A 22,345-nucleotide genomic window follows, 5' to 3' on the forward strand; every position below is an offset into this window, starting at 1 on the left:
CGCCATCGGCGTATGCCCAAACGGCCGGCTTGTCTGGCGGAATCGATTTCCGCTTGACCGGCCAGGGAATCGGCTATCGTTTCCCGAAGTGCGCGCAAGGTGGAGTTGCCGATGAAAGCCGTCGTCTTCGAAAAATTCGGCGAGGCGCCGACGATCCAGACCGTTCCCGATCCGAAGCCGGCGCCGGACGGCGTCGTCATCAAGGTCGAGGCGACAGGCCTGTGCCGCAGCGATTGGCACGGCTGGATGGGCCATGACGCCGATATCCGCTTGCCGCATGTCCCCGGTCACGAGCTGGCCGGCGTCGTGGTAGCCGCCGGCAAGCAGGTGACCCGCTGGAAGGCTGGCGAGCGCGTCACCGTCCCGTTCGCCGTCGGCTGCGGCCATTGTTTCGAATGCACGTCCGGCAATCACCAGGTCTGCGAGCACCAGTCCCAGCCGGGCTTCAACGCCTGGGGCTCGTTCGCCGAATATGTCGCCATCGAGCACGCCGACACCAACCTCGTGCGCCTGCCCGACGAGATGGAATTCGCCACTGCCGCCAGCCTCGGCTGTCGCTTCGTCACCTCGTTCCGCGCCATCGTCGACCAGGGCCGGGTGAGGCCGGGCGAATGGGTGGCGGTGCATGGCTGCGGCGGCGTCGGCCTGTCGGCGATCATGATCGCCAGCGCCATGGGTGCCAATGTCATCGCCATCGACCTCACCGAAGAGAAGCTGGACTTTGCCAGGAAGATCGGCGCGGTGGCGACCATCAACGCGGCGACGACCCCGAACGTCGTCAAGGCGGTCAAGCAGATCACCAATGGCGGCGTGCATATGTCCATGGATGCACTCGGTCATCCCACGACCTCGTTCAATTCGATCGCCAATCTGCGCCGGCGCGGCCGCCATGTGCAGGTCGGCCTGATGCTGGGCGATCACGCCCGCCCGCAGGTTCCGATGGACAAGGTGATCGCGTTCGAGCTCGAAATCCTCGGCAGCCACGGCATGCAGGCCTACCGCTACCCCGCGATGATGGAGATGATCCGCACCGGCAAGCTGAAACCCGAGCTTCTGGTCGGCAAGAAGATCAGCCTTGAGGAAGCGCCGGCTGCACTGATGGCGATGGGCGGCTTCGAAGGCATCGGCATCGGTGTGGTGACGAAGTTTTAGCCAGCGGCGCCGGTTGCGGGCCGTGGCAAATCCCGCCTGGCAAACTTTTTGGCGCCGAATACGCACAGCACCACGCCGAGCGTGATGACGACCATCAGGGGGCTGACCTGTTCATGCAGCAGGGACGCCGCCAGGGCGAGGCCAAAGAAGGGCTGCAGCAGTTGCAACTGCCCCACGGCGGCGATGCCGCCTTGCGCGAGGCCGCGATACCAGAACACGAAGCCGATCAGCATGCTGAACAGCGAGACATAGGCAAGCCCGATCCATGCATTGGTCCCGACCGTGGCGAAGGACGGTGGCAAGGTGACCAGGGTCACCACCAGCATGACCGGCAGTGACAGCACCAGCGCCCAGCAGATCACCTGCCAACCGCCCAGCCTGCGCGACAGCGCGGCGCCTTCTGCGTAGCCCAGGCCGCAAACGACGATTGCGGCGAGCATCAGTGCATCGCCAACCGGCGAGGCCGTCACGCCTTGCGCAAGGGCAAACCCGCCCACCAGCGCGCTGCCGAGGCATGAGAACAGCCAGAAGGCCGGTCTCGGCCTCTCGCCCCCGCGCAGCACGCCGAAGATCGCGGTCGCCAGCGGCAGCAGGCCGACGAAGATGATGGAATGAGCAGAGGTGACATGCTTCAGCGCCAAGGCTGTCAGCAAGGGAAAGCCGACCACCACACCCAACGCGACGATGACAAGCGACATCAGGTCATGACGCTCCGGGCGCTTCTCGCGGAAGACGAGCAGCAGCGCGAGGCCAAGCAAAGCTGCTATCACCGCGCGCGCCGACGTCAGGAATGTCGGATCGAGATCCATCACCGCCACGCGCGTTGCCGGCAAGGAGCCGCTGAAAATCAACACGCCGATGAATCCGCTCACCCAGCCGCTCGTCGTCTTGTCCATTGCAGGCACTCCATCCGTTGCGCCCTCTATCGGGCCCATACCCATGGCGTCACCAGAGACAATGCAGTACAATTCAACAAAACTGTAATGGTTTGCCGGAAGGTACAGATGAACGTATCAGCGAGATTCGACAACAGCGGAACCCTTGTCGAAGGCGTCATGTCCACCATCCGCCAGCGAATTGCCGCGCGCAGCCTCACGCCCGGCGCCCGATTGCCCTCGATCCGCGCCTTCGCGAAATCCATGCAGGTTTCCAAATCGACAGTGGTCGAGGCCTATGAGCGACTGGCGGCGGAAGGCGCGATCCGTTCCCGGCCAGGCTCCGGCTTCTATGCCGCCGGATCGCTGGCGCCGCTGTCGCTGGCCGAGATCGGCCCCCGACTCGATCGCGCCGTCGATCCGCTCTGGGTTTCGCGGCAGTCGCTGGAAGCGGGCGATGAGATGCTGAAGCCCGGCTGCGGCTGGCTGCCCGCCTCGTGGATGCCGCAGGCAGCGCTGCGTCGCGCGCTGCGCAACGTGGCGCGCGCCGATGATGTGGCCCTTGCCGACTACGGCACGCCGCTCGGGCTGCCGCCGCTGCGCCAATTGCTGGCGCGGCGCATGGCCACGCATGGCATCGAGGCTTCACCCGAACAGATCATGCTGACGGAATCGGGCACGCAGGCCATCGATCTCCTGTGCCGGTTCCTGCTCGAACCCGGCGATACAGTGCTGGTCGACGATCCCTGCTATTTCAATTTCCACGCACTGTTGCGTGCCCATCAGGCCAAGGTCGTCAGCGTCCCCTATACGCCATCGGGGCCGGATATCGACTTGTTTGCGCAGGCGCTGGCCGAGCATCGGCCGCGCCTCTACATCACCAACTCCGCCATCCACAACCCGACCGGCGCGATCCTGTCGCCGGTCACCGCGCACCGGCTGCTCAAGCTCGCCGATCAATCGGACCTGACCATCGTCGAGGACGACATCTTCGCCGATTTCGAACACGCTCCTGCCCCAAGGCTCGCGGCTTTCGACGGTCTCGAGCGTGTCGTCCATATCGGTAGTTTCTCCAAGACGCTTTCGGCCTCGATACGCTGCGGCTTCATCGCCGCGCCCCGTGACTGGATGGAAGGGCTGGCCGACCTCAAGATCGCCACCACCTTCGGCGGCGGGCGGCTCGCGGCCGAATTGGTGCTGACCCTGCTCAGGGATGGCAGCTATCGCAAGCACATGGACCTGCTGCGCGCCCGGCTCTCACGCGCCATGATCGAGACAGGCGCTCGGCTGAAGGCGATCGGGATCACGCCCTGGATCGAGCAGCCCGCCGGTCTGTTCCTCTGGTGCAGCCTGCCGGATGCAGTGGACGCAGCCGAGATTGCCCGCCGCGCGCTTGCGGCCAATGTCGTGCTGGCGCCCGGGAACGCGTTCAGCCTGTCGCGATCAGCCAGCCGATTCCTGCGCTTCAACGTTGCACAATGCGAAGACGAGCGGATTTTCAAGGTGCTGGAGGCAGCCATGCCGCGCTGACGGCTGCGGCGCGGCTTGCGCGATCAGGACTTCACGCAAATGTCGCGCACGCAACTCCGCAGCCAGCGCTGCGCCGGATCGGCATCGAGCCGCGGATGCCAGAGCATGGAAATGGTGACCGCCGGAATGTCGACCGGCAGGGAAAAAGTCTGCATGCCGGCGCGCGCGCCTTGCGTATGCCGCTCGGGCACGCTGGCGATCAACTCCGAGGCGCGCGCCATCGCGAGCGCGGCCGAAAAACCGGAAGCCATGCACACGACCATTCGTTGCAATCCGAGCCGGCTCAAGGCCTCGTCGACCGGCCCCCTTTCGCGGCCCCGCCGCGAAACATTGATGTGGCGGCCGGCCGCATAGCGTTCCGGCGTCATCGCGCCCTGGCCCAGCGGATGGCCGCTGCGCACCGCGCAGACGAAACGGTCGCGAAAAAGCGCCTGGATGCGCACCTCCGGCCCGGTCTCGCCGGCCACACCTACTTCCAGGTCGATCGCCGCTTCGCGCAGTGACGCCATGTCCTTGTCCGACTTCGGCGCGAAACGCAGCCGCACGCCCGGCGCATCGGCCTGGATGCGGGCGATCAGGCGCGGCCCGAACTCCTCGACGAAGCTTTCATTGGTGCGCAGCGTGAAGGTCCTCTCCAGGCCCGGCAGATCAAGCAGCCTCGCCGGGCGCAGCAGCGTTTCCGCATCCTGAACCACACGACCGACCTGCTGGCGCAGTTCCTGCGCGCGTGGCGTTGGAACCAGACCGCGACCGGCCCGCACCAGCAGCGGATCTCCCGTCGCCGCGCGCAGGCGCGCCAGCGTGCGGCTCATCGCCGAGGGGCTGAGCCGTAATCGCGTCGCCGCACGCGCCACGCTGCCTTCGTCCAGCAGGACATCGAGGGCGACGAGCAGGTTGAGATCGGGCGGCGACATGGTTCGATCCTAGCACGAAATCCGCTGATGTGGCGTGCAACGCACGAATAGAATGCAAATGCTGCGCGTTCCGCCACATCATGCAAACGATTAGATCTTCGAAGCTTCGACCTGAAGCCGACAAAGGGAGATCGCCGTGGCAGTCACTGAGCAACATCGCAACGAGCACGCATCGGTCGCACAGAAAATCCCATCGGCTGGATGGGCGCTCGCGAGCCTGTCGCTGGCCACGCTGCTGTCGTCGCTCGGCACCAGCATCGCCAGCGTCGGCCTTCCCGCGCTGATGCAGGCATTCGATGCCTCGTTCCAACAGGTGCAATGGGTCGTGATTGCCTATCTGCTCGCCATCACCATCCTGATCGTCAGTGCCGGGCGCCTCGCCGACATGCTCGGGCGGCGGCCGCTGCTGCTTTTCGGCATCGCGCTGTTCACATCGGCGTCGGTGCTCTGCGGCCTCTCGCCGGCTTTGTGGCTGCTGATCGCGGCGCGGGCGGTGCAAGGGCTTGGCGCGGCGCTGATGATGGCGCTGACATTGGCCCTTGTCGCCGAGACGGTGAGCAAGGCCAGGACCGGCAGCGCCATGGGCCTGCTCGGCGCCATGTCGGCCATCGGCACCACGCTCGGCCCCTCCATGGGCGGCCTGCTGATCGCCGCTCTCGGCTGGCGTTCGATTTTCCTGGTCAACGTGCCGCTCGGCATCCTGACCTTTGCAATGGCCTGGCGTGCTTTGCCTACCGGCAACCGGACGGTGCGGACCGGCCAAGCCGGCTTCGATGGTTTGGGCACGGGCCTGCTGGCCCTGGCATTGGCGGCTTACGCATTGGCGATGACACTGGGTAGAGGCAGTTTCGGCCCCATCAACATCGGCCTGCTGGTCGCGGCTGGCATCGGCATCTTCCTGTTCGCCACGGCGCAAAGGATGGCGAAAAACCCATTGGTCGAGCTTTCCGCCTTCCGCGATCTCTCACTGAGCACCAGCCTTGCCATGAACCTGATCGTCGCCACGGTGATGATGGCGACCTTGGTGGTCGCGCCGTTCTATCTCTCGCGCGGGCTCGGACTGGACGCGGCAAACGCCGGATTGGTGCTCTCGACAGGCCCGCTGGTTTCGGCGCTGTCGGCGTTGCTTGCCGGACGCCTTGCCGATCGCTTCGGAGCCAAAAGGATGATGGTCGCGGGCCTGCTCGGCCTTGCCACGGGCACGTTCCTCCTGTCCCTGGCGATAACGACACTCGGCATCGTCAGCTATGTCGTCCCCATCACCGTGACCTGCTTCGGCTATGCCCTGTTCCAGACAGCGAACAACGCCGCCGTCATGAGCAGCGTCGGCGGCGGTCAACGCGGCGTCATCTCCGGCCTGCTCAATCTGTCGCGCAACCTTGGCCTCATCACGGGCGCCTCCGTGATGGGCGCCCTATTCGCCGCCGCATCGGCCGGAGGACGTGAAGCCGGCGGCCAAGGCATGCTGACGTCAGCGGCGGCGGCCAGCGGAATGCAGGTGACCTTCCAGACGGCAACGGCACTGGCGGTGGCGGCGCTGGCGCTCAGCCTTTTGCCGAGCCGGCGGGCGGAGAATGCCTGACGAAGATCAATTCAGGGGCTTGGGCGAATGCCGCTCAGGCCCCTGCCCGCTTGCGGCGCTCATAGAGCATGACCAGCGTCTCGGCCGTCAGCGCCGGCTTTTCCTCGCCCTCGATCTCGACGGTGTTGGCGGCCTTCATCAGGTATTGGCCCGGCCCCCTGTCCTCCATGGACAGCAGCGTGGTGCGCAACCGGATGCGTGCGCCCACCTTGACCGGTGCCAGGAAACGCACCTTGTCGAAGCCGTAATTGAAGGCGGCCTGCGTGTTCTCGGGCACGATTCCCATGCCGAGCGCCAGCGCGCCGATGATCGACAGCGTCAGATAGCCATGTGCAATCGTCGTGCGGAACGGGCTTTGCCGCCGCGCCCGTTCGGGGTCGACATGGATCCATTGATGGTCGCCGGTGCATTCGGCGAACTGGTTGATACGGTTCTGGTCGACTGTCGTCCATTCCGAGACGCCAAGCTCCTGCCCGGACATCGTCCTCAACTGCTCGTAGGTCGGCGGCGTCTTAGGCCGTATTTCGGTCATTCCTGTTTTCCCGATGGCTTCCAACGCTTCCGGACCACGAACCGGCGGCCTCTGTCAATTCGCCCTGCATGATTCCGTTCCGCCGGGACCGACGCGAATCCTGGCATGGTCCTACGTCAAGCCGTGTTCGCCCGGCCTTGGCATTTGAGGGTACCCATGGTGTAAAAGCATGGCGGCCGATGAAAGAGCATCCGAACAAAACTACGCCTGGCGCAGGGTTGGCAGGCAACCGGTCTTTGTCACGCAAGCTACTTCTTCTCGTAGCCGGCGCGGATTTCCTCCATCGCCTCCTTGATGCGCATGCGCAGGATGTCGACCGATTCGGTGCCGGATGTCCTGACCAGTTCGGCCACTTCGCTGGCATTCTTCAGCGTGGTCTCGAAGGATTTCCTGGCGAACTCAGTCTGCTTGGCCATCAGGTCCTGCGGCGTGCCGGGCGCTCTGTAGCCTTGCGTCATGTCGGCAATTTCGCGCAGTGTGTCCTGCAGCATCTCGCGTTGCCTGGAGAACAGCGACGACGCGCCGGCGGCACTTGCCCGCGCCGATTTCTCCAGCGCTTCAAGGTTCTTGCGGTGGTGCGCGAGGATTGCCTCGACATCGACATTGGGCAGTTTCAGATCGCGGCCGAACCGGCCGAACATGTCCGTGAAGGAATCGGAATCCGGTTGTTTGGCCATGCTCATCTGCTCCCCTGTTGCCGCGACTGCTGATGCCCCGCCCATGAGAATAGGGCATGGCGTGCGCCCGTCAATTGACGAGAAACAGCCGCTCCGCGGTGTAAAGCACGATGCCGGCCAGACCGCCGATGATCATGCCGTTGAAGCGGATATATTGCAGGTCCCGGCCGATATTCATCTCGATCAGCCGCGTCAGCTGCGCCAGGTCCCAGCGCTTGACCTGGTCGGCGATGAATTTCGATACGCCGCTCTTCTGGCTCTCGACGAAAGAGGACAGCGCCACCACGAATCCCTGGTTCATGTCGGCCCTGATCTTGGCGTCTCCGGCCAGATGCCGGCCGACCTCGACGAACATGTTGGCAAGATGCGCGCGGATGATCGATCGCGGCGCCTTGGCATCCTGCTCGATGAACAGGCTGAGGCTTTCCCACATGTCGCCGGCCAGCGCCTTGACTTCCGGCCTGGCGAGGAAATCGCGCTTCAGCTTCTCGGCGCGCCTTGCATATTGCTTCGACGTTCTCAGCCGCTCGACGAAGCCCTGTGCGAAACGATCGAATTCTGCGCGCATCGGGTGCTCGGGATCGGCTCTCACCTCGTCGAGCAGCGAACCGGCCGAGGCGACGATCTTCTTCAGGAGATAGGCGTCGGCCCTGAACAGGTTGAACAGCGACGGCAGTTCCTCGCGGATCTTTTCGCGCATGGTCGTCAGCGCCTGTTCATCGTTGAGGAACCGGCCGATCACCTTGATGAACTCATCGAACAGCCTCTGGTGACGGCGATCGTCGGTCAGGGCCGAGAGCAATTCGGCCGCCAACGGCGCCAGCGGCACTTTTTCGATCTGCTCCAGCATCCGGCTGGTGACGAAGCCGCGCAGCCCCGATTGCTCGACGGCGGCAAGCGTCTGCGGAACCAGGCGCACGACGAAACGCGACAGGCCCGCGGCACGTTCGGAATCGGCCAGCCAGTCGGCGACGAGCGCCGAGAAATCGACCTCGGCCAACTTTTCGCGCACCGGCTCGGGGGCAAGGAAATTGGCTTCGATGAAACGGCCGAGACTATCGGCGATACGGTTCTGGTTCTCGGGAATGATCGCGGTGTGCGGGATCGGCAGACCGAGAGGCCGCTTGAACAGCGCGACCACCGCATACCAGTCGGCCAGGCCGCCAATGGTCGCCGCCTCGGCAAAGGCGGCGACGAAGCCGAGCCAGGGATAGGTGCTCTCGAAGGACTTGGCCAGAGCGAACACGGCGACGCAAAGCGCAAGTGCCGCCGTGGCGACGAATTTGGTCCGCCGCAGCATTGTAAGCTTGGCATGCGCGTCGGCATCGTATCCGCCGGAAGCCAGGGCCGTGGCTGATTGTGACATGTCAGAGCCGCTCCTCGTCGATCTCTGATCTATTTAGAGCATTCCAGGAAAGGTGTGTAACGCTGTTCTCTGGAAAAGCGCCTGGCGCTTTCCCCAGGGAATTGCGTGAAAACAAAGAGTTAGGGCGGTCGGCCATTCTGCCAATCACTGGACCGCTCTGGTGTTTCGCCCGAGAAAATGCGCGTGACAGCCGATTCGGCCCGCGTCTTGCCGCCTTGCGCACACAAAGTTGACGGGAATATTCAGCTATTAGGCGAAGCTAGTCTGGAATTATTCCAAGGTATAGGCCATATTCCGCCGAGGCCAGTGTGGCGAATCCGAAAGCTCGGAGCAAAGCCGCACCAGCAAAGTTCAAAATCTGGCGTGATCGCAGCTCGCCGGCGCTTTGTGAGGACAAGATGCGACTTACCCGCCAGACCAATTACGCCATGCGCATCCTGATGTATTGCGCGGCCAATACCGATCGGCTGAGCCGCATCCCCGAGATCGCCGCCGCCTATTCGGTGTCGGAGCTTTTCCTGTTCAAGATCCTCCAGCCACTGGTCGAGAATGGCCTTGTCGAGACGGTGCGTGGCCGCAATGGCGGCGTCAGGCTTGGCCGTGCCGCGGAATCGATCAACCTGTTCGACGTCGTGCGCGTGACGGAGGAAAGCTTCGCCATGGCCGAGTGCTTCGAGAACGACGCCGCGGAATGCCCTCTGGTCGACAGTTGCGCGCTGAATTCCGCGTTGCGCGAGGCGCTCAACGCCTTCTTCGCGGTCCTTGCCCGCTATACGATCGCCGATCTCGTGGCGGCGCGTCCGAACGTGCGCAACCTGCTCGGCATTGACCTGCTGGAGCGCCGCGCACCGGCGGCCTGATCCGGTTCGCCGCAGGCTGGACCTGCGGCGAACGTCCAGAATCTAGGCCGCTGCCAGAATCTAGGCCGCTGATTGAGGCAGCACGAACGGCATATTGCCGGCTGGCAGGACTCCAACCTTTAAGCGGCAACCGAATACCCTTTCGATCAGATCGTCGCTCAGCACATCCTGCGGCGAACCGGTGGCGGCAAGCCGGCCGCGGTGCATGACGAAAATCCGGTCGGCATACATCGCCGTCAGGTTGAGGTCGTGCAGGATGGCAACCACGCCGCCGCCCCTTCTGGCGAAGTCGCGGGCAATGTTCATGATGATCAGCTGGTGCTTGATGTCGAGGCTGGACACCGGCTCGTCCAGGAACAGATAGCGCGGCTTGCCGTCGAGCACCGGCGCCCAGATTTGGCACAGCACGCGGGCGAGTTGAACGCGCTGCTGCTCGCCGCCGGAAAGCTCCTGATAGAAGCGGCCGGCGAAACCGTCGAGGTCGACACGCGCCAGCGCCCGTTCCGGCAGGCGTTCGTCCTCGCCCGGCAGCACACCTGAGCGGCCTCCGACAAGGCCGAGCCTGACAATCTCGCGCACAGTAAAGGGAAACGACAAGGTCGTCGCCTGCGGCAGCACCGCGCGCAGCGTCGCCGCCTCGACTGGCGTTATCGTCGAGAGCTCGCGGCCGTTGATGGCAATCCGGCCGGTATGCGCGAGTTCCCCCGACAGCGCCTTGAGGAAGGTCGTCTTGCCCGACCCATTGGGGCCGACAATGGCCGAAATCTCACCCGGCCTGACCTCGAAATCGACGCCGGCGACAATGCCTTTCCTGCCGATCGCCACCGAAACATCGCGCGCTTCGATCATGAAACACCCCTACAGGTCGATGACGCCGCGCTTGCGCAGCAGGATCCAGAGGAAGAACGGCGCTCCGGCGATCGCCGTGACGATGCCGATCGGCAGTTCGGCGGGCGCCACGATGGTGCGCGCGACCGCGTCCGCCAAAAGCAGCAGCGAGGCGCCGAGCAGCGCCGAGGCCGGCAGCAGATAGCGATTGTCGGGGCCGATCAGCAGGCGCAGCAGATGCGGCACCACGATGCCGATGAAACCGATGCCGCCGCTGACGGCGACGGAGGCGCCGACCGCCGCCGAGACGCCGACGATGGCCGTGTACTTAAGCCGCTGCACCGGAATGCCGAGATGGCCGGCGGTCGCCTCGCCCAGCGCCAGCGCATTAAGGCCGCGAGCCAGGAACGGCATCGCCGCCAGCGAAAGCACGATGACCGGGCCGACAGAGCCGATCTTCTGCCATGTCGCACCGGCCAGCGAGCCGAGTTGCCAGAAGGTCAGGTCGCGCAGTTGCCGGTCGTCGGCCATGAAGATCAGGATACCGGTCAGCGCCATGGCAAGTGCGGCCAGCGCCAGGCCGGCAAGCAGCATGGTGGCGACGGATGTGCGGCCCTGCCGCGTCGCGACCTTGTAGAGCAGCAACGTCACCGACAAACCACCGCCGAAGGCCGCCAGAGGAAGGGTCAGCGCGCCGAACGAGGCGGTCACCGGCGACAGCACGGTCGTGCCGAGCACGATGACCGCCACCGCGCCGAGGCTGGAGCCCGCCGAAACACCGATAAGGCCGGGGTCGGCAAGCGGATTGCGGAACAGCCCCTGCATGACCGCGCCGGACACCGCGAGGGCGGCCCCGATCAGCACGCCGAGCACGACGCGCGGCAGCCTTATGTCATAGACGATGAGGCGATCTCGCGCGCTCATCGCCACGTCGCCAGGCGCTGCGCCGAACAGCCAGTCGCCAACGACCTTGACGGCGGACGCATCCGAGGCGCCGGAGGTCAGCGACAGCAATACCGCTGCCGCAAGCATGACGCAGGCGAGCGCGATGACCAGACGGGCGCGCCCGGAACGGTCACCGTCGCTGGCCATCTTCCTCTCCGCCGGCCCGGCGATCGACTGGTCGACCATGCCGCTCAGTCTGTAATCTGCGTGCCATAGAGCGCGGCGGCAAGGTCGTGGACGGCGTCGGCCGTACGCGGTCCGAAGCCGAGCAGATACCCGCCGTCGATGCGGATCAGCTTGCGCGCGGTTCCGGCCGGCGTCGAGGCGATCGATGCGTTGCCGAACAGTTCATCGTCCGATACCGGCGGCCCGGCATTGCTCATCATCAGGATCGCGTCCGGCCTGGCGGTGACAACAGCCTCGTCGGACAGTTGCTTGTAGCCGGAGAAGCCTTCGATCGCGTTGACGCCGCCGGCCAGCTTGATGATGCCGTTGGCCGCGGTGTCGCTGCCGGCCGCCATGATCTTGCCGCCCTGCATCGACAGCACGAACAGAACGCGCTTGCGCTCCTTGATCGAGGCCGTCTGCTTTTCCGCCGCCTGCAGCTTGGCATCGATCTCCCTGGCCAGCGCTTCGGCCTTGGCGTCGGCGCCGAGCGCCTTGCCGATCACGCGGACCTTTTCGAGGATGCCTTCACGGTCATACAGGTCAGGCACTTCGATGAAGGGTATGCTCGTCTTCTTCAGCACATCGAGCGCCTCCTTGGGGCCGCTGCCGTGCAGCGCCAGCATGCCCGAAGGGTTGACCGACAACACACCCTCCGGCGACAGCTGGCGCATGTAGCCGACATCTTGCAGGTCGATAGCGGCTTTCGGATAGCGGCTGGTGGAATCGCGCGCCACAAGACGCTTTTCCTCGCCGAGCGCATAGACGATCTCGGTGATCGAGCCGCCGATCGACGCGATCCTGGTGGGATCGGCGAAGACGGAAACACCGTCGCTGGCGCCGGCCGGCTGCAGCGCTGTGAAAGCAAAGGAAAGGCCGACCATCGGGCCAAGCATCGATCCGCGCGCAGCCGTCAATCCGGAGAGAAGACCCATCATCGTTTCCTCAGGCTGCCGTCGGGCTTGGAATGCGCGGCAGGTTTTCGGCCAGGAAGCGCCAGTCGTCGCGCTCACCCTCTCCTTCATGGCGCTTGCCGAAGAACTGGATGATCATGTTGCCGCCGGCGTCGTAGACCTCCAGCGACGTAACATGGCCGTCCTTGGTCGGCTTGCGCACGGCCCAGACCTCATGAATGTGGTCGGTGCGCAGGTGCAGATGGAAGGTCTCGTCCAGCACATTGATCCATGGCCCCATTGGCTTGATCGACTTGACCGGACCGGAATGGATTTGGATACAGCCACGGTTTCCCACAAAGCACATGATCGGCATCTCGCCCTCGGCGGCACGATTGAACATGGCTCTCACCGCATCATTGTCGAGCAGCCATGCATAGTCCTGGCCCACCATGCGCACCGCCTGGCGGCGGCTGAGCTTCAACGTCTTCAGCATGCCGAAGAACTGATGCACGTCGGTCAGCCGGCTCCAGCGATCGCGCAGATCGTCGAGATTCGCGGTCGTTGTCACCGCCTCGCCTTCGTTCTCGGCGGCTGGCCCCGAAATGGCGACCAGTGGCTCCTGGTTCGGCGATTCCAGCGAAGCGACCAGTTTCTGATAGGCATAGAGGTTTGACCCCGGCCGCAGATGCACCTTGTGCACCGCCTCGCCCGCCGCGTCGAAGAATTGCAGGCTGCGGCGGATGTCGTCGCCGTCGCGTTTTTCCACGGCAAAGCCGTGCGCCCATATTTTCGGGAAAATGCGCAGGTCGATGTTCTCGCCCAGCACCATGGCATTGTGATTGCCGGTGACGACCTTGTCGTAGGCGCCGATCTTTTCATGCACGGCGCTTTCGTTGCGGGTGAGCGCCATCACCTCGCCGACGGCTTCGAGGCCGGTCAGAAGATCGTTGACGCGTGGCTCGACGCGAACGACACCGTCGCCGCAATGCGCGGCCACCAACTCAGCCTCCGAAATGCCAAGCTGTGCGGCCAGATCGCGCTCGCGCGTTTTCGGATTATCCGTCCGCGCCCGCCGGATTTCGTGCGGGGTGGGTTTTACGCGCTGGTCCATTGTCCTGCTGCCTTACGCTTACTTGTTGAGGATGAGCTTGCCCTGACGGGTGATCTTGAGCCGGTAGAGCGCGCCGTGATGCTCGATGCCGATCTCGTGCTCACCTTGGAACAGCGTGTTGCTCGACAGCGTCCGCACCGCCAGCGGAACGCGGTCGAAGCGGGCGGAAGCATCGTCGGACCGGCGGACGCGATAGCGGAAGTCGTTGGGATTGTGCGTGTTCATGTGGATCGGTCCCTTTCCTGTGCCGGGCGTCTGGCTAGGCGTTTGCGTAATCCGATTCATTCTTGACTTGAATAATCATGTTTACTAGTCAGTGCAATACCGGATTAAATGAGTCAAGATTTAAGACGCGAATACGATCACAAATGCCAGCCAGCCCCAGGCCAGCCCGCATCGAACCTGGAAACTTTGGAGTTGGGGCACATGGGGTTAGCGATTTGGGAACGGCGCGGCTGGTCGGCGGCGAAGGGTGCGGCGGCTTTGCTGGCGGGCGTGGCGGCGATTGCCTTATACGTGCCACCTGCCAACGCTCAGCAATCAGCACAGGCGGCGGGAGAGCAGGCCGATCAATCGAAGCAGGCTGAGGGGGAAAAGCCGGCGCCAGCGGGCGCAACGCTGCTCGACAAGGTTCTGGTCATCAGCCGCACCGGAGAAACGGCCATCCGATCGCTGGCCTCGGCCAGCCATATCGACCAGGAACAGCTCGATCGCCGCATGGCGACGACGCCGAACGAAATGCTGTTCGGCGTGCCCGGCGTCGCGGCGCAGGCCGATGCCAGGCGCGTCAGCACCAGCGTCAATATCCGCGGCCTGCAGGATTTCGGCCGCGTCGCGATCATCGTCGACGGCGCGCGGCAGAACTTCCAGCGTTCCGACCATGGCACCCAATCGACCTTCTATGTCGACCCCGAGCTTATCAAATCCGTCGACGTCATCCGTGGTCCGGTCGCCAACACCTATGGTTCGGGCGCGATAGGCGGCGTGGTCTTCTTCGACACCAAGGACGCCCAGGACATCCTCAAGCCGGACGAGACATGGGCTGGTTCCGTCACCGGACGCTACGAGAGCAACGGCAAGGGCTGGACCACCAGCGCATCCGGCGCCTATCGCTTTAACGACAATTTGGATGCGCTGGGCAATATCGTCTACCGCAATTATGACGACTACAAGGATGGCGACGGCGACACCGTCAAGGGCACCGGCTTCGACGTGCTGAGCGGATTGCTAAAGACCACGATCCGCCCGAGCGACAATAGCGAACTGAAGCTCGGCTGGGTCGGTTCGAGCGACGGCTGGAACGAGGTCAGCGGCGGCATGCCGGTCAATGACGTCGACCTGAAATCGAACACCTTCACGGCTCGCTACAATGTCACGGACGAAGACAGGAGCTGGCTCGACCTCCACGTCAACACCTCCTACAACAAGACCAATCTCGACCTGACCGGCCTTGTTCCGCAGCGCCGCTTCGATCCCGTCACCGGCCTTCCCGTGATGTTGCCGGCAGGTTCGACGTCGACCTTCGATGTCGGCACAGCCGCCATCGACATCTGGAACACGTCGCGATTCGAGACAGGCGGCCTCGCGCATGAACTGACCTATGGCGGCGACTGGGTGAATGACGACGTCGAGACTGGCGGCACGGCAGGCGGCGACAGCTTCTACACGCCTTCCGGCAAGCGCAACGTTTCTGGCGCCTACGTCCAGGACAAGCTCAGCTGGGATTGGCTCGAAGTCATTGCCGGGCTGCGCTATGACAATTACAGCCTCGAGGACGACACGCACGAAACGTCGGGCGACCGCCTGTCGCCGCGCGTCACCGTCGGCGTCTCGCCTTTCGAAAGCGCCGGCCTTGCCGGCCTGCAATTCTACGGCACCTACGCGGAGGGCTACCGGTCGCCTTCGCTGACCGAAACCCTGATCAGCGGCAACCATCCGGCGGGTGTCAGCTTCCCGTTCCTGCCCAATCCCAATTTAAAGCCCGAAACCGGTAAGACCGTCGAATTTGGTGTCAATTACAAGCAGAACGACGTTCTCGAGTCCGGCGACGCGTTTCGGCTGAAGGCAGCCTATTTCAACAACGACGTCGACGATTATATTGACGGCGTTACGCTGTCGGCCTTCGATCCGACCAGCGGCTGCCCCTTCGGGCCGGGCATTCCGATCTGCTTCCAGTACCAGAACTTCGCCAAGGCAAAGATCAACGGCTTCGAGATGGAAGGCGTTTATGATGCAGCATGGGGCTACGCCGGACTTTCCGCCTCCATCATCAATGGTCACACCATATCCTACGAAGGCGATCGGGCGGACCTTGCCACGATCCCGTCCGCGCAGGTCACCGTGCAGCTCGGCCTGCGCTTCCTCGAGGACAAACTCACTGTCGGCGGCGAGGTGCAGTACAATGGCAAGCCCAAGGGTAACCCGATCGCCGAGGACTATACGCTGGTCAACGCTTTCGCCAGCTACCAGGCGACCGACAATCTGAAGGTTGATTTCCGCGCCGACAATCTGTTCGATGTCAAATACGCCAATCCGTTGAACGGCAGCACCACGGTCGCGGTCTATGAACCGGGCATAACGCTGAAGCTGGCGGCAACGATGCGATTTGGAGGATGATGATGACGAACTTGACGGCATCCCTTCGTCTGCTGACCTCGGCGCTGGCGATGTCGCTTGCAGCGGTTCCGGCGTGGGCACAAGAGTCCGCGCCGGCGCCTGCTCTCTCCCTCGAACTCAATGGCGCGCAACCGTCTGAAAAGGGCTGCCGCCTGACCTTCGTGGTCACCAACAATCTCGGCGCCGACCTTTCCAGGGCGGCGTTCGAGATCGCGCTGTTCAACGACGCCGGCGTCGTCGACCGCCTGACCGTGCTCGACTTCAAGGACCTGCCGGCCGGCAAGACCAAGGTGACGCGCTTCGATCTCGCTGGCACCAACTGCGCCAAGGTCAGCCGCGTGCTGATCAACAGCGCGACCGAATGCGTCGGCACCGGCGTCGAGCCGAACACCTGCATGCGAAAACTCAAGACAGATGCCAAGACCGGCATCGCCTTCGGGGTCTGAGCACGGCGTGGGGCCGCACGTGGCATCCTGCGGCACCACCCGTCTAAGTCCAGGAAATCGAAAGGAACTCCATGTACATCGCCATGAACCGCTTCAAGGTGCAGAACGGCTCGGAAGCCGATTTCGAGGCCGTGTGGAAAAACCGTGATTCCAGCCTTGCGGAAATGAAGGGCTTCCGGGAGTTCCATCTGCTGCGCGGCCCAGTCAACGAGACCGAAGGCTATACGCTGTTTGCCTCACACACGGTCTGGGCAAGCCACGACGATTTCGTCGCCTGGACCAAGTCGGAGAATTTTCGCGCGGCCCACAGGAATGTCGGCACGACGAAGGTCCACTATCTCGGCCATCCCCAGTTCGAGGGTTTTTCGGTCGTCGAGGGCGCCTGAAACGACCTCGCCCGCCGGAAAGGCGTCCTTAAGCGGCAGCAAGCAGGCTGGCATTGCCGCCCGCCGCGGTCGTGTCGACGCAGACGGCCCGCTCATGCGCATAGGCCGCGGGGTTGAGCACTTCGCTGACCAGCGGCACGATCGGCCCTGAGCGTTCGGCGATCACCTTGCGCACGATGCGCGCCGCCTCCGGCGTCCCCGAGAAGGCGACGACGTCGACGCGTAACGAACGCGCCTCAACCGGATCGGGGCGGCCGTCGATCGCCGCCAGCGGCAGGCCCTTGCCGGTCAGCGCCGAAAGCGCCGCCGGCGCGCCTGGCGCCACCGCCAGCACCGCGTTGCCGGCGGCGAGCGCCTGGATCGTCTGCGCAAGCAGCGTGTCGCCGTCCGGTCCCAAGCACAGCACCCGGCCGCGCGGCGCCAATGACAATGTATTGGCCTCGCCGGTCGGCCCGGGCAGGTCGACCTGGCCGAAATCGATTGCGGCGGCGGCACCGATCGCCGCGGCACCTTTGCCTCGCAGGTGCTTGCGCAGGATGGCGATGCGGTCCGGCCGCGTCGACCAGCCGCCAAGCGCGGGATCGGGCAGATTGTCGGCGAGTTCGGTCGCCGTCACCTTGTGGCCGTCGCCAACAGGCGTGCCTGCCTCCGGTCCCTTGCGAAAGCGCCGGAGATAATGCGGTCCGCCGGCTTTGGGCCCGGTGCCGGACAGCCCCTCGCCGCCGAACGGCTGCGAGCCGACGACCGCGCCGATCTGGTTGCGGTTGACATAGATGTTGCCGGCATGGATCCCGTCGACGAAATGCTGCACGCGACCCTCGATGCGGGTGTGCAGACCGAACGTCAGGCCGTAGCCCTTGCGGTTGATGGCGGCGATCACCGCATCGATCTCATCGGCGTCGAAACTGGCGACATGGAGCACCGGCCCGAACACTTCGCGCTCCATCTCCTCGATACCCTTGACCCGAAACACATGCGGCGCGACGAAGCGGCCATCCCTGGGTGCTTCGAGCTTGGCGATCAGCCGTCCCTGCAAACCCATCGTCGTGCAGTAATCGCGGATCGAACCCTGCGCCTCGTCGTCGATGACGGGACCGACATCCGTCGAGATAGCCCAGGGATCGCCGACCTTGAGCGCCTCCATGGCGCCCTTCAGCATCTCCAGCATCTTCTTCTCGACATCCTTCTGCACATAGAGGACGCGCAGCGCCGAACAGCGCTGGCCCGCACTCTGGAAGGCGGAGGCGAGGATATCGCGCACCGCCTGCTCGGGCAGCGCGGTGGAATCGACGATCATGGCATTCAGCCCGCCCGTCTCGGCGATCAGCATGGCATCGGGCGCGGCTGTCTCGGCCAGTTGCTTCTCGATCAGCTTGGCGACGTCGGTGGAGCCGGTGAAGCAGACGCCGGCAATGCGCGGATCTGATGTCAGTGGCCCGCCAACCGAGGGGCCGTCGCCCGGCAGAAGCTGGATGACGTCTTCCGGCACGCCGGCCTCGCGCAGCATTTCGACGGCTCGGAAAGCGATCAGCGGCGTCTGTTCTGCGGGCTTTGCAATTACCGAATTGCCGGTGACGAGCGCTGCGGCGATCTGGCCCGTGAAGATGGCGAGGGGGAAATTCCACGGCGAGATGCAGACAATGACGCCGCGCGCCTCGGTGCCCGCTTCGGCATTGGCCGCCTCGGCCGCGTAATAGCGCAGGAAATCCACCGCTTCGCGCACTTCGGCGACGCCGTCGGCCAGCGATTTGCCGGCCTCGCGGGTGGCCAGCGCGAAGAATTCGACGGCATTGGCCTCGTAGAGATCGGCGGCGCGATTGAGGATGGCCGCGCGCTCGGCAACCGGACGCTTTGCCCAGGCTGGCTGCGCTTCGACGGCGATGCGCACGGCGGTTGCCGCCTGCTTGGCGGTGGCTTCGCTGACCGTGCCCACCACTTCCGAAGGCCTGGCGGGATTGACGACCGGGCGTTGCTCGCCATAGCCGGCCGCGCGCGTGATCGGCTTGGCGTGCCAGCGGCTAGGGCCCGCGAAGGCTGTCCTCTCCTTCTCGATTGCTGCCAACGTCACCGGATCGGTGATGTCGAACCCTTTCGAGTTGCGGCGGCTTGCACCGAAGATGACGGCAGGCCGGGGGATCGCGGGATTGGCGGCGGGGCCTTGGCTCTCGACCGCTTCTAGCGGGTCGCGCGCGATGTCTTCGGGCTCGACATCCTCGTCGGTGAGTTGGTGGACGAAAGATGAATTGGCGCCGTTCTCCAGCAGCCGGCGCACCAGATAGGCGAGCAGGTCGGAATGCGCGCCGACAGGCGCGTAGATGCGGCAGCGCGTGCCTTCGGCCTTACGCACCGTCTCGTGCAACGCCTCGCCCATCCCGTGCAGGCGCTGGAACTCGAAGCGCTCACGGTTCTTCGTCATCGACAGGATGGCGGCGACAGTGTGGGCATTGTGGGTGGCGAATTGCGGATAGATGCGATCGGTCATCGACAAAAGCTTTCTCGCGCAAGCGAGATAAGAAACGTCGGTGTTGACCTTGCGGGTGAAGACGGGGTAGCCGGCGAGCCCCAGCGTCTGCGCCCGCTTGATCTCGGTATCCCAATAGGCACCCTTGACCAGCCGCACCATGATGGTGCGATCGTATTTCGTGGCAAGCGCATAGAGCCAGTCGATGACGAAGGCAGCGCGCGGACCATAGGCCTGGACGACGACGCCAAAGCCGTTCCAGCCTGCAAGCTCCGGCTCGGCAAGCACGCGCTCGATGACGTCGAGCGAGAGGTCGAGGCGATCGGCCTCCTCGGCATCGATATTGAGGCCCATGCGCGAATGGCGCGCCGCGAGCGCCAGCGAAAGGAGCCGCTCGGCCATGACAGGCAGCATCTCTTCCTTCTGCGCTTCCTCGTAGCGCGGATGCAGCGCCGAGAGCTTCACCGAGATGCCGTGGTTGTGGCGGATATCAGGCCCGTTTGAACCGGCATCGAGTGACGAGATGGCATCGGCATACGCCTTGTGGTAGCGCAGCGCATCGGCCTCGGTGCGGGCCGCCTCGCCCAGCATGTCGAAGGAATAGAGATAACCCTTCTGCGTCATCGGCCGGCCGCGCTTCACCGCTTCGGCGATGGTGCGGCCGAGCACGAACTGCTCGCCCATCTCGCGCATAGCCGCCGCCACCGCCTTGCGGATGACGGGCTCGCCGAGCCGGCGCACCATGGCGCGCAACGTGCCTTCGATGCCGCCCTCGCCTTCATCGAGCACGCGGCCGGTCAGCATCAGCGCCCAGGTCGATGCATTGACGAAGATGGAGCTCGAGCCGCCCGAATGCGCCGACCAGTCGTGCGGCGCGATCTTGTCGGCGATCAGGTCGTCCATCGTCTCGGTATCGGGCACGCGCAGCAGCGCCTCGGCCAGGCACATCAGCGCCACGCCTTCCTTGGTGGAGAGGCCATAGGTGGACAGGAAAACCTCCATCAGCCGCGGATCGGACGAGCCGCGCACCGCCCGCACCAGATCGGCGGCACGAGCCGAAATCGCCCGGCGATCCTCCGCCGAGAGGCCGCTCGCCTCGGCCAGCGCCTTCACGGCCTGATCCTCGTCGGGCAGATAGTTGGCGCGGATTTGCTGGCGGATGGCGTCGAGCGCTGGCATGGCGGGTCCTACGGCAAGCACAAGGGAGCGGGCCGGCGGTCACCGGACCGAATGGCGCAAGCTAGCACAGGTCCCGATTTTCAGGCGGTCTGAAGAAATCGACATTGCAGTTCGATCGATCTATCACATCATCGCAAACTACCCGAAGAAGGCTGCATTTTCGATGAGGGAAGACCAATTGGACCGCATCGACAGGAACATCCTGTCGGCGCTGGCAAGCGACGGCAGGCTTTCCATGTCGGAGCTCGCCGCCAAGGTCGGCCTGTCCAAGACGCCGGTTCAGGCGCGGGTGAAGCGGCTGGAGAAGGACGGCTATATCAGAGGCTACCAGGCGATTATCGATCGCGAGCGCATGGGCGAAGGCCATGTCGCCTTCGTCCAGGTGAAACTGTCCGACACCCGGTCCGCCGCACTCGATGCCTTCAACCGTGCCGTACAGGCCGTGCCCGAGATCGAGCAGTGCCACATGATGGCGTCGAGCTTCGACTACCTCTTGAAGGTGCGGACCCGGGACATCGCCGCCTACCGCCGCGTGCTCGGCGAACGCATCTCCGCCTTGCCCCATGTCGCCCAGACCTCGACCTTCGTGGCGATGGAGACTGTGAAGGATCGATAATTCACTCCGCCAAGGTCTTCAAAAACGCCACCAGCGCCGCGCGCTCGCGGTCCGACAGCTCAAGCGGATGAATTTCGGATGTACCCTCAACGCTGGGGGCAGCCTTGGCATAATGCGCCACCACCTCGTCGAGCGACGCAAACTGACCGGCGTGCATGTAGGGCGGCCGCGTCGCCGCGCCGCGAAGCGAAGGCGTCTTGTAGGCGCGCACCAATTCCGGCGCATCCTTGACCATGAACCGCAATTCGCCGCAGGCGCCGACATCGCCATCGCGATAGGCGCCGAAGCAGTTGAACGGGTCGGCTTGAACTTGGCGTACCGCGTCGACGCGGCCGCGATCCGGCGGCAGCCCGTTGACCGGCGGCACGCCGGTGTTGTGGAACCCATTGTCGGTGAAGCGCGGCCCATTGTGGCAGGTCACGCAATTGGCCTTGCCGATGAACAGTTTCAGGCCGAGGATTTCCTCCCGGGAGAAGGCGGCGTCGCCTTTCGGCTCGGCGCCGGTCGCCAGGTCCAGCGCGAACCGGTCGAAGCGGGCCTGCGGCGGCTCGATCGAGCGTTCGAAGGCAGCGATTGCTTTGCCGATGTTGGCGAACACCCCGTTTATCGCGTCACGCTGCTGGTCGCTCATGGCGCGCCATGCAGCCTTCTCGGCATCGCTGCCGAGCGGACTGGCATTGGCTGGTATGTCGGACAGATCGGGCAGCGGGCCGAAGATGCGCTCATAGCGGTCGCCGAAGCGCGCCTTGATGTAATGCGCATAGGCGGCGCGGTTTCCCGCCTGCTCCAGGGGGTTCTCCAGCGGCGTCAGCGCCTGCGCCCACAGGCTGTCGCGCCGTCCGTCCCAGAAAAACCAGGGATCGCGCGCGATGCCGGCGAGCGGCATGGTACGCCGGTTCGTGCGGCCGACGCCAACCGCCTGCGGCAGGCCGTCCTGAAACTGCCTGTCGATCTTGTGGCAGGTCGAGCAGGACACCGTGCCGTCGCGGCTCATGCTGGCGTCAAAGAACAGCGTCGAGCCAAGGGCAGCGGCGGCCGGGACATCGGCGAACCGGTTGGTGGTGTCGGGTTTCAGCGCCGGCAGCCTCGACAGCGCCAGCGAGGCGATGGTCTTCTTCTCGGCATCGGAAAAGTCCGGCTTGCCGCAGCCGGCAAGAACGGCCATCGCCATCAAGACGAAAAAGCGCGCAAGACGCCTCATCTGCGGC

General features: G+C 64.5%; 20 protein-coding genes. 8 read left to right on the top strand and 12 right to left on the bottom strand.

What is annotated here, in order from left to right; translation table 11 throughout:
• The first annotated feature begins 111 nt into the window (after nt 1-111).
• On the top strand, nt 112-1,152 hold the full coding sequence (locus tag LB545_RS12775; RefSeq protein WP_140517186.1) for a zinc-dependent alcohol dehydrogenase family protein: 1,041 nt from the start codon (nt 112-114) through the stop codon (nt 1,150-1,152).
• Here LB545_RS12775 and LB545_RS12780 read toward each other — a convergent pair.
• Entirely contained in the window at nt 1,149-2,048 is a 900-nt protein-coding gene (locus LB545_RS12780) for a DMT family transporter (RefSeq protein ID WP_140555108.1), read from the bottom strand. The two genes, LB545_RS12775 and LB545_RS12780, sit on opposite strands and share 4 nt — an antisense overlap.
• A 108-nt stretch (nt 2,049-2,156) precedes the next feature.
• Here LB545_RS12780 and LB545_RS12785 point away from each other — a divergent pair, with 108 nt between their 5' ends.
• Nucleotides 2,157-3,557, top strand: coding sequence for a PLP-dependent aminotransferase family protein (locus tag LB545_RS12785; protein ID WP_140631149.1), 1,401 nt, complete (start codon nt 2,157-2,159; stop codon nt 3,555-3,557).
• A gap of 23 nt (nt 3,558-3,580) precedes the next feature.
• Here LB545_RS12785 and LB545_RS12790 read toward each other — a convergent pair whose 3' ends face one another.
• On the bottom strand, nt 3,581-4,471 hold the full coding sequence (locus LB545_RS12790) for a LysR family transcriptional regulator (RefSeq protein ID WP_140728927.1): 891 nt from the start codon (nt 4,469-4,471) through the stop codon (nt 3,581-3,583).
• A 136-nt stretch (nt 4,472-4,607) separates the two neighbouring features.
• Between LB545_RS12790 and LB545_RS12795 the strand changes: the two genes are divergently transcribed.
• Nucleotides 4,608-6,053, top strand: a complete 1,446-nt coding sequence (locus LB545_RS12795; RefSeq protein WP_140521059.1) for an MFS transporter — start codon at nt 4,608-4,610, stop codon at nt 6,051-6,053.
• Between the two features lie 34 nt (nt 6,054-6,087).
• On the opposite strand, the gene LB545_RS12800 is transcribed toward LB545_RS12795, so the two are convergent.
• The 3 genes from LB545_RS12800 to LB545_RS12810 form a co-directional block, all read right to left on the bottom strand.
• Complete coding sequence (locus tag LB545_RS12800; protein WP_140495716.1) at nt 6,088-6,585, bottom strand: MaoC family dehydratase; 498 nt, start codon at nt 6,583-6,585, stop codon at nt 6,088-6,090.
• A 248-nt stretch (nt 6,586-6,833) separates the two neighbouring features.
• Nucleotides 6,834-7,262: a phasin family protein gene (locus LB545_RS12805; protein WP_140517196.1), complete on the bottom strand. Its 429-nt coding sequence runs from the start codon at nt 7,260-7,262 to the stop codon at nt 6,834-6,836.
• A 70-nt stretch (nt 7,263-7,332) separates the two neighbouring features.
• A complete protein-coding gene (locus LB545_RS12810; protein WP_140517198.1) occupies nt 7,333-8,628 on the bottom strand; it encodes a DUF445 domain-containing protein in 1,296 nt (431 codons plus the stop codon).
• Between the two features lie 398 nt (nt 8,629-9,026).
• On the opposite strand from LB545_RS12810, the gene rirA reads away from it, so the two are divergent.
• Nucleotides 9,027-9,488 carry an iron-responsive transcriptional regulator RirA gene (rirA, locus tag LB545_RS12815; protein WP_140495713.1) on the top strand — a complete coding sequence of 154 codons (462 nt, stop codon included), beginning with the start codon at nt 9,027-9,029 and terminating at the stop codon, nt 9,486-9,488.
• A 60-nt stretch (nt 9,489-9,548) separates the two neighbouring features.
• Here rirA and LB545_RS12820 read toward each other — a convergent pair whose 3' ends face one another.
• The 5 genes from LB545_RS12820 to hemP are packed head-to-tail and all read right to left on the bottom strand — an operon-like array spanning nt 9,549 to nt 13,658.
• Nucleotides 9,549-10,337 carry a heme ABC transporter ATP-binding protein gene (locus LB545_RS12820; RefSeq protein ID WP_140517200.1) on the bottom strand — a complete coding sequence of 263 codons (789 nt, stop codon included), beginning with the start codon at nt 10,335-10,337 and terminating at the stop codon, nt 9,549-9,551.
• 9 nt (nt 10,338-10,346) lie between these two features.
• Complete coding sequence (locus tag LB545_RS12825; RefSeq protein WP_140670330.1) at nt 10,347-11,447, bottom strand: FecCD family ABC transporter permease; 1,101 nt, start codon at nt 11,445-11,447, stop codon at nt 10,347-10,349.
• Between the two features lie 5 nt (nt 11,448-11,452).
• Nucleotides 11,453-12,361, bottom strand: coding sequence for a hemin ABC transporter substrate-binding protein (locus LB545_RS12830; RefSeq protein ID WP_140670328.1), 909 nt, complete (start codon nt 12,359-12,361; stop codon nt 11,453-11,455).
• A 10-nt stretch (nt 12,362-12,371) separates the two neighbouring features.
• The gene (locus LB545_RS12835; RefSeq protein ID WP_140517206.1) at nt 12,372-13,433 is read right to left on the bottom strand and encodes a hemin-degrading factor; all 1,062 of its coding nucleotides are present in this window, start codon (nt 13,431-13,433) and stop codon (nt 12,372-12,374) included.
• Nucleotides 13,434-13,451: 18 nt separating this feature from the next.
• Complete coding sequence (gene hemP / locus LB545_RS12840; protein ID WP_023757683.1) at nt 13,452-13,658, bottom strand: hemin uptake protein HemP; 207 nt, start codon at nt 13,656-13,658, stop codon at nt 13,452-13,454.
• 201 nt (nt 13,659-13,859) lie between these two features.
• Between hemP and LB545_RS12845 the strand changes: the two genes are divergently transcribed.
• The 3 genes from LB545_RS12845 to LB545_RS12855 all read left to right on the top strand — a co-directional run bounded on the left by LB545_RS12845 (nt 13,860) and on the right by LB545_RS12855 (nt 16,881).
• Nucleotides 13,860-16,049: a TonB-dependent hemoglobin/transferrin/lactoferrin family receptor gene (locus tag LB545_RS12845; protein WP_224705180.1), complete on the top strand. Its 2,190-nt coding sequence runs from the start codon at nt 13,860-13,862 to the stop codon at nt 16,047-16,049.
• A gap of 2 nt (nt 16,050-16,051) precedes the next feature.
• Nucleotides 16,052-16,495 carry a hypothetical protein gene (locus LB545_RS12850; protein ID WP_140495707.1) on the top strand — a complete coding sequence of 148 codons (444 nt, stop codon included), beginning with the start codon at nt 16,052-16,054 and terminating at the stop codon, nt 16,493-16,495.
• 71 nt (nt 16,496-16,566) lie between these two features.
• Nucleotides 16,567-16,881, top strand: coding sequence for an antibiotic biosynthesis monooxygenase family protein (locus LB545_RS12855; protein ID WP_023763446.1), 315 nt, complete (start codon nt 16,567-16,569; stop codon nt 16,879-16,881).
• A gap of 28 nt (nt 16,882-16,909) precedes the next feature.
• Here the strand turns inward: LB545_RS12855 and putA are convergent, their stop codons facing one another.
• Nucleotides 16,910-20,521, bottom strand: a complete 3,612-nt coding sequence (gene putA, locus LB545_RS12860; protein WP_224705181.1) for a bifunctional proline dehydrogenase/L-glutamate gamma-semialdehyde dehydrogenase PutA — start codon at nt 20,519-20,521, stop codon at nt 16,910-16,912.
• A 163-nt stretch (nt 20,522-20,684) separates the two neighbouring features.
• On the opposite strand from putA, the gene LB545_RS12865 reads away from it, so the two are divergent.
• Nucleotides 20,685-21,137 (top strand): Lrp/AsnC family transcriptional regulator, encoded by a 453-nt coding sequence (locus LB545_RS12865; RefSeq protein WP_140564121.1) that lies wholly within the window; start codon nt 20,685-20,687, stop codon nt 21,135-21,137.
• 1 nt (nt 21,138) lies between these two features.
• Here LB545_RS12865 and LB545_RS12870 read toward each other — a convergent pair whose 3' ends face one another.
• Entirely contained in the window at nt 21,139-22,338 is a 1,200-nt protein-coding gene (locus LB545_RS12870; RefSeq protein ID WP_224705182.1) for a cytochrome-c peroxidase, read from the bottom strand.
• Nucleotides 22,339-22,345 lie beyond the last annotated feature (7 nt).

Source organism: Mesorhizobium sp. BR1-1-6 (assembly GCF_020165355.1).
Classification (GTDB): domain Bacteria; phylum Pseudomonadota; class Alphaproteobacteria; order Rhizobiales; family Rhizobiaceae; genus Mesorhizobium.